Source organism: Pseudobutyrivibrio xylanivorans (assembly GCF_010906925.1).
In the GTDB taxonomy this organism is placed as follows: domain Bacteria; phylum Bacillota; class Clostridia; order Lachnospirales; family Lachnospiraceae; genus Pseudobutyrivibrio.
On record NZ_VTVE01000006.1, the window covers coordinates 54,009 to 67,739 of the forward strand.

Annotated in this window: 13 protein-coding genes; 3 read left to right on the plus strand and 10 right to left on the minus strand. The window is 38.6% G+C overall.

Going from position 1 to position 13,731, the window contains the following annotated elements; genetic code table 11:
• The first annotated feature begins 107 nt into the window (after positions 1-107).
• Complete coding sequence (locus F0Q01_RS13425) at positions 108-662, plus strand: hypothetical protein (protein ID WP_090489888.1); 555 nt, start codon at positions 108-110, stop codon at positions 660-662.
• A 71-nt stretch (positions 663-733) separates the two neighbouring features.
• Here the strand turns inward: F0Q01_RS13425 and F0Q01_RS13430 are convergent, their stop codons facing one another.
• The 3 genes from F0Q01_RS13430 to F0Q01_RS13440 all read right to left on the minus strand — a co-directional run bounded on the left by F0Q01_RS13430 (position 734) and on the right by F0Q01_RS13440 (position 3,887).
• Entirely contained in the window at positions 734-1,285 is a 552-nt protein-coding gene (locus F0Q01_RS13430; RefSeq protein ID WP_090489891.1) for a hypothetical protein, read from the minus strand.
• A 155-nt stretch (positions 1,286-1,440) separates the two neighbouring features.
• Positions 1,441-3,312 (minus strand): methyl-accepting chemotaxis protein, encoded by a 1,872-nt coding sequence (locus tag F0Q01_RS13435; RefSeq protein WP_163927282.1) that lies wholly within the window; start codon positions 3,310-3,312, stop codon positions 1,441-1,443.
• A gap of 212 nt (positions 3,313-3,524) precedes the next feature.
• Positions 3,525-3,887 carry a hypothetical protein gene (locus tag F0Q01_RS13440; protein ID WP_090151500.1) on the minus strand — a complete coding sequence of 121 codons (363 nt, stop codon included), beginning with the start codon at positions 3,885-3,887 and terminating at the stop codon, positions 3,525-3,527.
• 295 nt (positions 3,888-4,182) lie between these two features.
• On the opposite strand from F0Q01_RS13440, the gene F0Q01_RS13445 reads away from it, so the two are divergent.
• Positions 4,183-5,946 carry a methyl-accepting chemotaxis protein gene (locus tag F0Q01_RS13445; RefSeq protein ID WP_090489896.1) on the plus strand — a complete coding sequence of 588 codons (1,764 nt, stop codon included), beginning with the start codon at positions 4,183-4,185 and terminating at the stop codon, positions 5,944-5,946.
• An 89-nt stretch (positions 5,947-6,035) separates the two neighbouring features.
• Positions 6,036-6,404 carry a desulfoferrodoxin family protein gene (locus F0Q01_RS13450; protein ID WP_090489897.1) on the plus strand — a complete coding sequence of 123 codons (369 nt, stop codon included), beginning with the start codon at positions 6,036-6,038 and terminating at the stop codon, positions 6,402-6,404.
• 52 nt (positions 6,405-6,456) lie between these two features.
• Here F0Q01_RS13450 and F0Q01_RS13455 read toward each other — a convergent pair whose 3' ends face one another.
• From F0Q01_RS13455 to clpX, 7 genes are all read right to left on the minus strand, one after another.
• The gene (locus F0Q01_RS13455) at positions 6,457-7,794 is read right to left on the minus strand and encodes an MATE family efflux transporter (RefSeq protein WP_090489900.1); all 1,338 of its coding nucleotides are present in this window, start codon (positions 7,792-7,794) and stop codon (positions 6,457-6,459) included.
• Positions 7,772-8,263: a J domain-containing protein gene (locus F0Q01_RS13460; protein ID WP_090489903.1), complete on the minus strand. Its 492-nt coding sequence runs from the start codon at positions 8,261-8,263 to the stop codon at positions 7,772-7,774. Before F0Q01_RS13460 ends, F0Q01_RS13455 begins: the two co-directional genes overlap by 23 nt.
• On the minus strand, positions 8,244-9,455 hold the full coding sequence (locus tag F0Q01_RS13465; RefSeq protein ID WP_090489907.1) for a bifunctional folylpolyglutamate synthase/dihydrofolate synthase: 1,212 nt from the start codon (positions 9,453-9,455) through the stop codon (positions 8,244-8,246). Before F0Q01_RS13465 ends, F0Q01_RS13460 begins: the two co-directional genes overlap by 20 nt.
• A 9-nt stretch (positions 9,456-9,464) precedes the next feature.
• Positions 9,465-10,301, minus strand: coding sequence for a DegV family protein (locus tag F0Q01_RS13470; protein ID WP_090489910.1), 837 nt, complete (start codon positions 10,299-10,301; stop codon positions 9,465-9,467).
• 121 nt (positions 10,302-10,422) lie between these two features.
• Positions 10,423-11,523, minus strand: coding sequence for a transglutaminase domain-containing protein (locus F0Q01_RS13475; RefSeq protein WP_090489913.1), 1,101 nt, complete (start codon positions 11,521-11,523; stop codon positions 10,423-10,425).
• A gap of 332 nt (positions 11,524-11,855) precedes the next feature.
• The gene (locus F0Q01_RS13480) at positions 11,856-12,059 is read right to left on the minus strand and encodes a cold-shock protein (protein ID WP_028235478.1); all 204 of its coding nucleotides are present in this window, start codon (positions 12,057-12,059) and stop codon (positions 11,856-11,858) included.
• Positions 12,060-12,220: 161 nt separating this feature from the next.
• Complete coding sequence (clpX, locus tag F0Q01_RS13485; protein WP_090489916.1) at positions 12,221-13,729, minus strand: ATP-dependent Clp protease ATP-binding subunit ClpX; 1,509 nt, start codon at positions 13,727-13,729, stop codon at positions 12,221-12,223.
• Between the last annotated feature and the right edge of the window lie 2 nt (positions 13,730-13,731).

Here is a 13,731-nt window from a genome sequence, read left to right on the forward strand (position 1 = left end):
CAAAAATAGGTTGCTTAGGAGAATCTTAGGATTCAATTTTCAACAATTCCACATAAATATCAGTTATACTAAAGACAATTAAATTATAAATTTAAGGGAGGTTTTTTATGAATAACGAAAGTACTGGGGTTAATAAGAAAATCGGGGTTGGTCTATTTTTGCAGGTACTGCTTTTAGTAGTTGCACTAGTTTTAACAATCGTAGCCATTGTTAAATCAAGAGATGTAAACAGGTTGATTATTTATATTGGTCAAGCTGTAACCTGCGCACTATTTATTTTCTATTTCGTCTGTCATCTGAAGAAGAGCACCACCAAGCACTTCAAGTGGACTATCTATTCCTACGCTGTATTAGAGGCTTTGAGAGCTTCTCTTTTACATACTGAAAATGTTCCAGCTGTTGCAGGATATTTGGCAAGATTTATCCTTATAGCTGCGACCTGTACCTGCATTCTTTTTGCTGACCGATGCGATGAGCCAAGCAGCATAAAAATGGCCTATGGAATTCTCGCATCAGAGATTATCGTATATGCGATATTCTTAATTGCATTTCCTGGTGTTCTATACGGTAATTTCAATAGATTTTTACCATTTGTAGGAGTCCTTATTGCAGGTTCACTGATTCTATTTCAAAAAGCTAGAATCAAGCAGATGAACTCTTAGAATTACAACAAAATCATATACACAAAAATCCAAGGTCATATAGACCTTGGATTTTTATGTATATTATCGCTTTAACTATTGTGCAATCCCCAAAAACTAATAATTTTCAACTGGCAATTGGTATCATCCACATATACATCTGCGAACCAGATATTTCCATTATCCAGCATAGCACCTTGGTAATTAGCCCATAAATCTTCCAAAGACCACTCCTCTAGAGAATCATAGTAGCTCTGGTCAAATCCTACATTTGTAGCATAGTCAATAAAATCCTCCTTGTTCTCACAAAGAGTCCCATCTTCTTTTGAACCAATGGGATAAGCAATCATATCTCCGATAGTGTCCCAGTCCTCGTCAAGAGCTGCATCCTTTATTTCTTTGGCATATTCTTCTACGGCTTCTGAGCCCTTGCTAGTGAACACTTCATAGTCAACTTCTTCAGGCTGATTATCCTCAGACTCAACCTCTTCATTTAGGTTTTCTATTAGCGCACCTTCATCAACTGTCTCCTCTACAGCTACAGGAGCTGTCTCTTCAACAGTATCGCCCTTCTGATTCCCGCAAGCTATAAATGCCATGGATACAGAACCTATTAAACACATAGTAATAAATCTATTTTTCATAACTCATTGCCTCCTTTCTTTGTATCCAAACACTCTAACATATTTTGGAAATTATTTCAAAATTGTTACATTTTAAAAACCAATAAAAATAGCCACCGTAAGCAGATTACACATCCACTTATGGGGGCCAATTTATCAATTATATAATTCAATTACTAAGCTAAATTTAAGCCTTTATCTTTATTTACCTCGACAGAAGCATCTACAGATACTTCTGTTGAAGCACTACGTACGCTTGTCTTTACTGTATTGTCTACTGACAAAGCTTCGCTATTAGCACCAGCCCTAGCAGGTCTTGTAGGAGACTCAACAGCCTTTACAGCGTTAGTTTTTGTTGCAGCTTCTCGAGCTTCCCTAGCTTCTTGTATTTCTCTTGCAGCTTTAACTGCTCTTGGTTCTTTTCGCTCTCTTGTGGTTTCAACCTGAAACTCTTTTGACTCTCTAATTTCTCTAGCAGCCTGCACTGCTCTAGGCTCTTTTTTTATCTTCTCTTCACTGGCAGCCTGTTCCTGGCTACTAGCTTTTTTATCCTTGTTATATTTATCAAGAGCCGCTGCTGTATTTTGTACACTAACAAGCAATTCTCTTGCTTCATTAGATAGATTCTTATTGTCATTAGAAAGCTCTGCCGCCTGTGTAGCTGCTGCAGTAACCTCTTCTGTTATAGCAGAAAGCTGTGAAATATTTTCAACAATCTTGTTGTTAGAAACAGCAAGATTCTCAATCATCTTTTCAACGCCCTCTATATTAGCTGTAAGATTGTTTACATCCTCATTCAAATGAATGAAGCTTGCAGCCGAACGTTCAATCAACTCACCCTGTAATTCAGATGCAGCGCATGCCTGAAGTACAGCTGACTCAGCCTGCTGAGCATTATTGCCAAACTCATCAATCATACGAGTAATATCTTCAGTAGCATTTTTTGTCTTCTCAGCAAGATCTCGAATTTCGTTGGCAACAACTGCAAATCCCTTACCATATTCGCCTGCACGAGCAGCCTCAATAGAAGCGTTAAGGGCAAGCAAATTAGTTCTGGTGCTGATATCCAAAATAACCTCAGTGATAGACTTCATCTCATCGCCCTTTTTAACAAGCACTGTCATAGCATCACCAAGATTGCTATTGATCTGACCGATAGTCTCAGATTTCTCCTTGAGCTCTTTCATCATCTCATAGTTCTCGTTGTTGATGTTGCTAGCCTCGCTTGCCACAGCAACCATCTCCTCAGAACGGGCAACAGTCTCTTCGATAAGGTCCTGAATATTCTGAGTCATAATTGTCTGTTCCTGAATGTGCTCAGCATTTGAAAGGGTACTGTTTGAAATATCATCCATAGCACCGCTAACAGTAGCAGTTGTAACATCAAGCTTGTTCATATTATCCATTGCCTGGCTAACACCTTCATTAACCCTTGATGCCACATCTATCACTTCAGACATCATATCTGATTGTTTCTTTGCCTGATATTGCATGAGACCAACAACATCTCTTTCAAAGGTCTCAAACATATTCTCTATACAAACGCAAAGGACAACAGCTGCAAAAGAACAACCTATTGCTGCAGCATTATCTATTGCCTCATCGGAAGTGTACATTGCTGGCTCCATAAAATGCATAGCATAGGTTCCAAGCTCTACCAATGCCAATACAAGTGCAGAAATTCTAATAAATTTCTTATCATAATATAGGATAAATGGAACCATTGGCACCACCATGGCAAATCGCACATAATAGCTTATAAAACCATAAGTACTGAGGAGACCAATCGCAGCCAAAAATGCAAGTGATACCCACCTAATAGCCACTGAATCCTGTTTCTTCACATAAATAATAGAGAGTGTTAAAAGAGTAGCCACCTCTAAACCGCATATTGTAAGCAAATAGCCTAGAGATCTAAATTCTCTTAAATAAGCTATAACTACAACTGTTGTAAGCAAGGTAAAATATACCGCAAATGTAAGAATCATTAGACGATTGATTCGCTTTACCTGCTCACTTCTTTCCGCATAATGAAATTTTTCTCCCATTATTATTCCCTCCATAAACGTTGTCCAACACGTTATTTATCGGTAATTATAGCAAATATTATAGACCCTTTGCTAAAAATGACAAAAATTATACAACTTGTCCAATCGGACACAGTTTTTTCACTATATAACTACCAAAAATAGAGTTTTACTTTACAAAACAAAAAAGGCTCCAGTAGAATAATCTACTGAAGCAATAAGTGAAATAAAAATTATGAATATAGCTTCTTTACGTTGCTCTCGATAATATTAGTCGCCTTGATTGTGAACTCTCCATTTAAGAAGTTCTCAAGCTGACCATAAGTATTGATAGCCTTGCCATTGACAAGAATAATGAATGGCTTCTGTCCATCTGCATTAAGTGTCATTCTGTAATCAACTCTATCAAGAGCGTACTCAATACTCATCTCATATGAATCAAAATATGCTCGACTATTACCAAGAGTATGGTCTGATGTAATCCAATACTCCTCAACCAAATTAACCTTTGGGTCGATCATGCTCATCTTAACGAACTTATCGCCGCTGTCGGCACGTAATAATTTGTATTCTTTATTAAGTGTTGTAAGTTCCATATTTCACCTCTCGAAACTGTGCAAAACCAATAATATCCACAAAACAATAGCACTTTATCACGATTTTCGTTATATGTCAACACTATTTTTCAATAGAATTTGCCATTATAACGCACTTCTTGCCAAAAATGTTCCAATATAAACTTCAATAATTTGAACTATCTATTAATACACAGTAATAGAATCATTTTTTTATCAATCTATTCATTTTGTCAGATTTTTATTGTAAAATATATACACATCAATTGAATGCTTTTGATTTTTTATAACAATAGGGGTAAGGAGAGGGGCACAAATGAAAGACAGAAAAGAGAAAAAAGCAAAGGTTAGTCTGAATATTTTAATTCTAATAATCGCAATTCCACTTATTGCAGCACTAATCATCTGCAATGTATTTAACGCATTCAACACCTACAGAATCAAGAAAACTACAGAAGAGACCTACTACAACATGCTTTATGGCATCAGTTCTAATCTAATAAAAGCAGAGCGTGATTTTACACAGGCTCAGCTTCTTGGAACACAGAAACTTGCCTATAAAGAATTCGTAGTTCAATCAGTTTTAGAGGCAATGGATGCCGATTGGCAGACAATGGTTGATAACATTGATTCGGAACTTGATCAGGCAATCACAATGGCCAAAACCAACGATAAACTTTGGTCAAAGCTTACAACTGAAGATGGCATCAACTTCGCCACAGCTTACGATAACTTCACTACATCCTATGCTAAATGGAAAGAGGATTACGCTAAAACTACCTCTGCCGCTACTGCTGAGCCATGGACGCAAAGCTATACAGCCAGCCGAAATCAGCTCATTATCATGGATTCTATCGTAACCACATGGGCGCAAAATGAAAATCGTGCAACTGATGCTAAGATTCAAAATACAATTTTAATTTCTTCTATAGTATTCGCAGCTATAGCTGTGATTCTCTTCATATTTACTATTATCATTCTTATGAATATTTCAAGAAATATGAAGGGTATTAGAAATGCAGTTCGTCGTATTTCTGAAGGTGATTTTGTTACAAAAATCAAGCCAAGAACAATTATCACTGACTTTGCCGAAATAGGTTTTTCTCTTGAATCTATGAGACATGATTTGAGAAATGCTTTAGTAAGAGTCATTGATTACGCTACAAGCGTTAATAATAAAGCTGAGGAAACAAAGGACAATATCGCCGCTTCTCAGCACACAACAAACGATATCAGTTCAGCAGTTTATGACATTGCCGAAGGTGCAACAGCTATGGCTCAGGATGTTTCTCAGACATCTACTATCACAGCTAGCATCGGTGATTCTGTAGAAAATGTTTTATATTCTGCAAATGGCAACTTGGATAAGGGCCAGCAGGTATTTGACGAATCTACTAGAATCAAAGAAAAATTAGAGCAGATTAAGATTCAAGATCAAAAGACTGATGCCATTGCATCGCAAGTTGCAAGCTCTGTTGGTGAAACAGCAACTGTTGTTGCTCAAATCACAGAAGCAGCCGAGGGTATCATCAATATTTCAAGCCAGACAAACTTGCTTGCGCTCAATGCTTCTATAGAGGCTGCCAGAGCAGGTGAAGCAGGCAAGGGATTTGCCGTTGTTGCTGACAATATTAAAAACCTGGCAGAGGAAACCAACAACCTTGCCGGGGAAATCACAGGCATGCTTGCTACTATCACTCATTATTCTGACACAAACAAAAAACTGGCAGAGGATATCAAGGAGGCAACTTCTAATGAGGCTGTAGCTCTTTCAGATATGAGTGAGACATTTGATGAAATGATAAAACTTCTTCAGGAGACTGAGGTTGGAAATAAGCAGATTGTTGAGCTTGTTAAATCAGTTAACTTAGATAAGAACAGCATATTAAGCTCTGTTGATTCCCTTTCAAGCATTTCTCAGGAAAATGCTGCATCAACCCAAGAGACAAGCGCTAGCTTAACCCAGCTTGATAGCAACATGGAAGCTGTTGTAACACAGGCTGAGGAGCTTCAAAATATTGCTGAACAGCTCACAGAAAATATCCGCTTCTTCCAGGTAGAATTACCTAATAACGAATAATCTACATTTATATAAATATACTGGCATATGTAGCTTATCGTTTAGGAATAAAGAACTATGGGGTCTAATAATTTATTAGGAGGTTGAGTATGAAATTTTTTGTATGCAAGGTATGTGGAAACTTTGTAGAGATGGTCAAGGAATCCGGTGCACCTATGACCTGCTGTGGTCAAAAGATGACAGAACTTGTGCCTGGTACATCTGATGGCGCTGTAGAAAAGCATGTGCCAGTTTATACAGTTGATGGCAGCAAAGTTACTGTCACTGTAGGCTCAGTTGAACACCCAATGGCTCCAGAGCATTTCATCGAGTGGATTGCTATTGAGACCAAGAAAGGTTGCCAGCGCAATGTATTACAGCCAGGCGATAAGCCTTGCACAGAATTTTTCCTTGCTGAGGGTGATTCAGTTGTAGGCGTTTATGCATACTGCAATTTACACGGACTTTGGAAAGCATAATATTGTAAACCAAAAAGAAGTGGCCACTTCAAAAGTGACCACTTCTTTTTTGCTATACTTTTCCATTATTTACTGATTTATTCCACAGCAATCCAACCGGAGCTGTAAGGAAAATAGCCTTCAGCACATTGTCGGCTATCATACAACACCAAACGCCTATCAGGCCCATTCCAAAGAAATGGATACCGATATAAGTAGATAAAATGCGTACTAGCCACATTCCAACTGTCTCAATTATAAATGGATATTTGGTACGTCCCAATCCATAATAGATACCCTCGGAAATTATATATAAGCCAAAGAAAGGCTCATTGAAAGCTACCATCTTGAGGACCTTGGTTCCAAGGGCAATTACATCTGCATCCTTTGTAAAGAAGGACATGAGAGGCTCAGCAAATATAAACAAAAGCACTCCACTAAGTGTCATAACAGCCAATGTGCTTATCACACTGCTAGTACAAACCTTGCGGTATTTTTCGTGATTCTGCTCGCCAAATGATATTCCTACCATAGTGGTGGCAGCTGACTTAAATCCATATCCGCCAATATAAAACAGCTCCTCTGCCCCAACAGCTATACTATGGGCAGCAAATATAATAGTTCCCATGTGAGATACAAGACCTGCAAAAACCACATATCCAGATGTGGACGCTATATTTATAAGAAGTACAGGCAGAGATAGATTCCACATTTTCCTAGTGACCTCTCTATCTGTATTTAACAAATGACCTCTAAAACGTAAATACGGATTCCTAAAGAATACAATTAGAGTAAATACTCCACCTAGAATTGCAGAAATACATGTAGCGTATGCTGCACCATCTACTCCCCATCCAAATATATAAATAAATATATAGTCAAGCACCAAGTTGATTCCATTTATTATGATGCTGATAAACATAGGTGTTTTGGTATCTTTTGTAGCTCTGATAGCCGACGCCAAAATATACTGGATTGATTTAAAAATAATTGGCACTGATATCCAGAAGAAATATCTAGTAGCCGCAGGGCGAATAGCCTCTTCCGCTCCCATCCATGTAGCAACAAATGGGCTCAGCGCAAGACATATAACCTCAAGTACTACACCGACGCCAATAGCAAACAAAAGACTCTGCTTTGCCACATCCTTTATCTGATGCTCTTCACCTGCACCTATTGCCTGGGCAATAAGTGTCATTGCCGCCACACCAAAAGCGTAAGGCATACTTCCAATCAGCCATGTAATGGTGGTAGATGTAGATACAGCAGCTGTGGCATCAGCGCCAAGTCTTCCAACCATGGCAGTATCTACATACTGCATAAGAACAGATAAAATCTGTTCTAGCATAGTAGGAAGGGCCACAGTTACCACTGCCCAAAATATATTTTCACCAGTCTTTGTCTTTATCATTAAGATTCTCTTTTCCTAATCCATTTGCCCAAACCATGGATTCGATAGCCCTGGCAACACGTATTGCATCTATAGCTTCCATAGCTCTTTTATAATCAGCTTCCTGCTTTTTTATCTTTGCAGAAAAATCCTTTTGTTTTTGTTCAAATTCTTCAGCTTTTTTATTTTTGGCCTTCTGGGCCTTCTTTTGAAAAGCTGCGTAATCAGCATTGCTGGCGGTACGCCCATACTTTGTAGATGACTTCGCCCCTCCCACTACTTTTGTGTGGGTCAAGGCCTTGCCCTTGTGCTCTGTCATCAAAAATTGATATGCCTCAGTTATTCTATTATAAATTGTAGCATCGTGATTGCCTGTGGCATCGGGATGACACCTTTTGACCAAATCCTTGTATGCTGCTTTTATCTGAGTAATCGTCGCTCCATCGCTAAGTCCTAGAGCTAAACACGCCTCATGCCTGGTCCTTATCATTTAAAACCTCTCCAATAAAATACAATGACCCCATAACAATTATCGGATTATCCTGTGCAGATGCCCTGTTAATAGCATCCTTATAATCCTTGCAGGCAGTAGCCTCCATACCTATCTCTTTCAAGTCATCTGCCAACGTCTCTGCTTGCAATGCTCTAGAGTAATCGATTGTTACAGTAAAAATACGCTCTGCTATAGGCGAAATTATTTGCGCCATCTCAACGTAATCTTTATCTGCCATTACTGCCATTATAAATGAAAATTTAATATTTGGAAATTCTCCCACTAGACTGTCTACCAGAGCCCTTACACCAGAAGGATTGTGGGCGCCATCAATCAAAATAAATGGATCCTCACTAATGATATCCATCCTGCCTGGCCATCTGGCATTTGCAAGACCAGTGGCAATCGTCTGATTATCCACAGGAAGTGATAGACATCTTATTGTTTCTATTGCAACTGCTGCATTCTTTCTTTGGTATCCACCAAATAGTCCTAATTTTACATCTTTATCCACAGTACCAGCTCGATGAAGTATACACCCCAGTTCCTGAGCACGAGCCTCTATGACTGCAGCTGCCTCATCATCCATCTGACCAATAACTACAGGCACGCCAGGCTTAATGATTCCCGCCTTTTCTCCTGCTATCTCAGCAAGTGTATTTCCAAGATACTGAGTATGCTCCAGGCCAATGGACGTGATGACGCTCACATCTGGCAGTTGACTAAGTCCATTGGTAGAGTCCTTGGTGCCCCCAAGTCCTGTCTCAAGCACAACATAATCAACCTGCTGTTCTTTAAAATAAATTATGGCCATAGCAAGCCAATAATCAAACATGGTAGGCTCAAGCTTAAGCTCCATTCCAAGAAGTGATTCACCGATTCGCGTCACCTCTTCCCTAGGAATCTGGGCCCCATCAATCTGAATACGCTCTGTATAATCTATTAAATGAGGGGATGTAAAAAGTCCCACCTTAAATGATTTTTCAGACGCAAAAGAAGCAGCCTGCAAGATACTACTCACAAAAGCTGCCACTGATCCCTTGCCATTGGTCCCAGCAATGTGGATGAAATGCATCCCCCTATCAGGATGGCCCAAAGCAGTCATAAACTCTCTGGTAACATCCCTTCCACATGCCTTACCAAATCGGCGTTTATTATCAATTGTATTAACTACCTGTTCGTATGTCATCACTCGTAACTAGACGACCAAAATAACTCCACCATCGCTAGCATACATAGTGCTGACACCTCTCATATTTACAACTAAGATGTCTTTGAATTTGGCCATCGACTCCATTTTTTTCTTTAATGATAGAGCACGCTCTGGGCAGTTGCAATGAGAAATTGCAAGAATCTTCTCTTCGCAATTAGTAGTAACATCCATTACGCACTTTGTCATCTTATCAATTGCATTGTTCATGCCGCGGCCCTTTGAAAGCTGCTGGATATATCCATCATCTGTAGAACCCATAACCGGCTTGATATTTAATGTATCAGCAAGCACTGCCTTAAGTCCAGATAAACGTCCAGACTTTCTAAAAGTCTCAAGAGTCTCAAGCACGAAGAAAGTATGCTGCTCTGCAATATATTTATCAACTGCAGCTATAACCTCTTCAAAAGACATGCCTGCATTCTCACACTCTGCAATTTTAAGAGCAATAAGAGTCTCTCCAATAGAAGCAGATTTTGAATTGAAAATGTGGATGTTCTTTGACTCATCCTCTTCCTCAAATAAGTCTCTACCAAGGCATGCACTGTTGTATGAACCTGAAAGCTCTGCTGAAAGTGTTACAACATAAATATTATCAGCATCGCACTCCATCTCCTCCATAAATGCATTAGGTGATGGACAGGCAGATTTAGGAGCATTAGGGCTCTTAGCCACCTTATCTATAAAATAAGCCTGATCAAAAGTCTCATCATCTATAATATGCTCACCATCAATCTCGAGGGTCAAAGGCACATTTACAAAATGTCCGTCTTTCTTCATTTCCTCTGTGAGCTCGCCACAGCTGTCTACAATAATTTTATACATAGTATTCCTCCGGATTTCTTAACAGGTATATCTTACCACCAAAAGAATACCACGTAAATAGTTTTTATTAATCTATCATGTAGTTTTCAAAACCACATGCGTCTATTATCTATTTTCAGAATTATTTCCATTGAATTGTCAGTACATTAGCGTCCTCATCCAAAAGATAATAAATAGAATCAATCTCTGGAACATAATCAGATACATGCTTATCATCAAAGAAATATGCAATAACTCGATTATATAAATCGGAACTACTAAACTTTAACGAAAACTCCTTGTCTCCAGCTCGGTAAGATTCAGCCAGTCTAGTACCTATAGAATCTGTACCAAACCAATCATAATATAGTCCTTGATGAACATAATAATTATCTGCATTTGATAGACATTCAGGAATCTCGAAGCTACTATTAATCACGTGATTTTGACTTATCTCTTCAGTTGTCATAGCCATATATGCGTAATTTACACGCTTTGTAGTATCTTGATTAAGATCAAGATACTTGCTGTTGCCCCAGGTCACATCCATGAAATAATATGCATCATCTAGAAAAACAAGATTCCATGCATGATTTTCATTATTGGCAGTACCACTGATTATCGTACTCCTAATACCAAGCTCATCTAATAAATACCATGCAGCATCCGCATATCCCTGACAGACAGTCTCGTTATATAAAAATACGCTGAGAATATTTTGGTTTTCCTTGCTGTTTTCTTTGTAATCAACCTTTTCAATTAAAGTCTCAAATACATAAAGCGCCTTGTCAAAATCACTTGCATCTGTGCTGATTCCAGACAGCCACTGTGATACAGCCTCATCCACACTATTCTGATATGCCTCCTTTTGTTGCTCAGTCATAGTATATCTAGGCAAAAATTCCAAGTTCTCAACTTTTTCCCCAGTAGTATATGAATTGTACTGATAACCATTAATCCAAAATAGACTGCCATAGTCTGCCATCATAGCCTCATAGGCAGTAGCAAGCACATCTTCATTTGTAGTGGTGAGCACAACGCTTTTATTGTAATTAATTATACAATTGTAAATCTGATCATAAGTTTTCTGTGCCTCTTCAGAAATATGTTGATATGCATACCTATCGTAGGATACACTAGGCACTGTAATTGGCTCTGGAAGATTATATTCTACAGTTTTGTCATTATTTATTTTCTTATCTAATAATGCTTTTCCACCTATGAGTAAACCCGCAATTATCATAAAGGTGGATAGCGTTCTAAGTAGAACTAGTATAAATCTCTTCAATAACATACCTCTCTATAAAATAGAGTTTTGCTTTGCAAAACTCCAGCAGTGCGAGCTGGCAATTGCTGTAAGCAATTAAATTCATCTGCCAGCGAGACACATCTTTCAAGCGCAGCTTGTTTTTTGCTTAATAGGATATTACAAAGTAATTTCCTATTAAGTAAAAAAAGTGGCAGCGTTATCTCTAACGCTGCCTCTCCCCCTTAATCATTCTTTGTATTGCCTAAAGCTTGTTTTTCATAACATAACCAAAGGTATCCCAAAACATATGATTAATGAAAACTTGATTAACGTACAACAGTTACGTTAACAGCCTGTGGTCCCTTTGCCCCATCAGTTACTTCATACTCAACTGTAGCACCCTCTTCAAGAGTCTTGAAACCCTCTGAGTTGATGCCGCTGAAGTGAACGAATACATCGTTGCCAGCTTCATCTGAGATAAATCCGTAGCCCTTTGAATTGTTGAACCACTTAACTGTACCTTTGCTCATGCTAAAGTACCTCCAATATATTACTTGCCGAGCTTTGCTCGACTAAATTTAGTTTAACAGAACACTTTTTCAAAGTAAAGAAAATGTCCGAATATTTTGAACAAATTTCAAATTTCGTTACTTATTACATATTGGAGTTTGGTCACTTGGTAAAAATCACTTTACTGAGCAGCCGCTTTTTCGGGCAAAATGCCAGTCGTTCTAACTAATATCTTTGGACCACCCTTTTTCTCTATGTAGTCCTCTGTAATTATTACTTGTCCAATATTATCATCCTTAGGAATCTCATACATGATATCTAGCATGAACTCCTCAATGATTGAACGAAGTCCTCTCGCTCCCAGTTTCTTATCAAGTGCCTTTCTAGCAATAGCATGAAGGGCGCCATCATCAAATTCAAGCTTTACCTCGTCTAGTTCAAGCAGCTTTTGATATTGCTTTATAATCGCATTCTTTGGCTCTCTTAAAATACGAACCAACATGTCCTCATCCAACATCTCTGTTGCAAAGACAATAGGAAGACGTCCGATAAACTCTGGAATCATACCGAACTCTCTCAAGTCCTCTACAGTAACCTTTTGAAGAATGTTCTTATCCTCATCGTATTTGTCCTTGAGATCTGCCATAAATCCCATTGAAGAATGCTTATTCAATCTAGCCTTTATAATCTCGTCCATAGCAGGGAATGCACCGCCACAGATAAAGAGAATGTTTCTAGTATTTATTGTGGTAGTAGGTACCATTGCATTTTTGCTAGACGCACCAATTGGCACTTCCACATCTGCTCCCTCTAAGAGTTTTAACATACCCTGTTGAACAGATTCACCACTTACATCACGCTGATTTGTATTTTTCTTTTTAGCAAGCTTATCAATCTCATCGATGAAAATGATACCCTGCTGACACCTCTCCACATCATTACCTGATGCAGCTAAAAGCTTGCTGACAACTGATTCAATATCGTCACCGATATAGCCTGCCTCTGTAAGAGATGTGGCATCAGTGATAGCAAGAGGTACATCAAGAAGTCTTGCTAATGTACGAACTAAATATGTCTTGCCGGAACCTGTAGGTCCAAGCATAAGCATATTTGATTTCTCAATTTCAATATCATCCATTGTGCCAGTAGCTACACGCTTGTAGTGATTGTAAACAGCTACAGACATAACCTTTTTAGCATAATCCTGTCCCACAACATATTCATCAAGCATTGCCTTAATCTTGTGAGGTGGAATGATATTGTTGATATCAATGGCAGGAGCTGGTCTATCTTCTTTATTCTTGGCCTCTCCATATCCATGTGCATTTTTAATTTTAGGTCCCTCACCAAAGAGAGAGCCGAGATTTAAGAAGCTGATATTTGGCATCTTATTCATGTCTACATTATTCTTTGAATTGTCTCCACCGCCAAATCCAAAGCTTCCCATTGTATCAAAGGTACGCTGCATGCAATCCTTGCAAATACTCATACCTGGCGCCATCTTAATAAGTGGGCCTGTGATAGTATCTGGTCTGTGACACATGTAGCAAAACTCAATAGGCTTATCATCCTTTTTATCAGTATTGCCATTCTTACCATCCTCATGGCCAGTTACTTCTTCTATAACTTCATCTGAAATATCTACTGCATTTTCGTCTGGGTCAAACTCTCTAAAATCCTGATTTGACATAA

Coding starts and splice junctions, on each gene's coding strand:
- F0Q01_RS13425 (WP_090489888.1), top strand. CDS start 108: ATGAATAACGAAAGTACTGGGGTTAATAAGAAAATCGGGGTTGGTCTA.
- F0Q01_RS13430 (WP_090489891.1), bottom strand. CDS start 1,285: ATGAAAAATAGATTTATTACTATGTGTTTAATAGGTTCTGTATCCATG.
- F0Q01_RS13435 (WP_163927282.1), bottom strand. CDS start 3,312: ATGGGAGAAAAATTTCATTATGCGGAAAGAAGTGAGCAGGTAAAGCGA.
- F0Q01_RS13440 (WP_090151500.1), bottom strand. CDS start 3,887: ATGGAACTTACAACACTTAATAAAGAATACAAATTATTACGTGCCGAC.
- F0Q01_RS13445 (WP_090489896.1), top strand. CDS start 4,183: ATGAAAGACAGAAAAGAGAAAAAAGCAAAGGTTAGTCTGAATATTTTA.
- F0Q01_RS13450 (WP_090489897.1), top strand. CDS start 6,036: ATGAAATTTTTTGTATGCAAGGTATGTGGAAACTTTGTAGAGATGGTC.
- F0Q01_RS13455 (WP_090489900.1), bottom strand. CDS start 7,794: ATGATAAAGACAAAGACTGGTGAAAATATATTTTGGGCAGTGGTAACT.
- F0Q01_RS13460 (WP_090489903.1), bottom strand. CDS start 8,263: ATGATAAGGACCAGGCATGAGGCGTGTTTAGCTCTAGGACTTAGCGAT.
- F0Q01_RS13465 (WP_090489907.1), bottom strand. CDS start 9,455: ATGACATACGAACAGGTAGTTAATACAATTGATAATAAACGCCGATTT.
- F0Q01_RS13470 (WP_090489910.1), bottom strand. CDS start 10,301: ATGTATAAAATTATTGTAGACAGCTGTGGCGAGCTCACAGAGGAAATG.
- F0Q01_RS13475 (WP_090489913.1), bottom strand. CDS start 11,523: ATGATAATTGCGGGTTTACTCATAGGTGGAAAAGCATTATTAGATAAG.
- F0Q01_RS13480 (WP_028235478.1), bottom strand. CDS start 12,059: ATGAGCAAAGGTACAGTTAAGTGGTTCAACAATTCAAAGGGCTACGGA.
- clpX (WP_090489916.1), bottom strand. CDS start 13,729: ATGTCAAATCAGGATTTTAGAGAGTTTGACCCAGACGAAAATGCAGTA.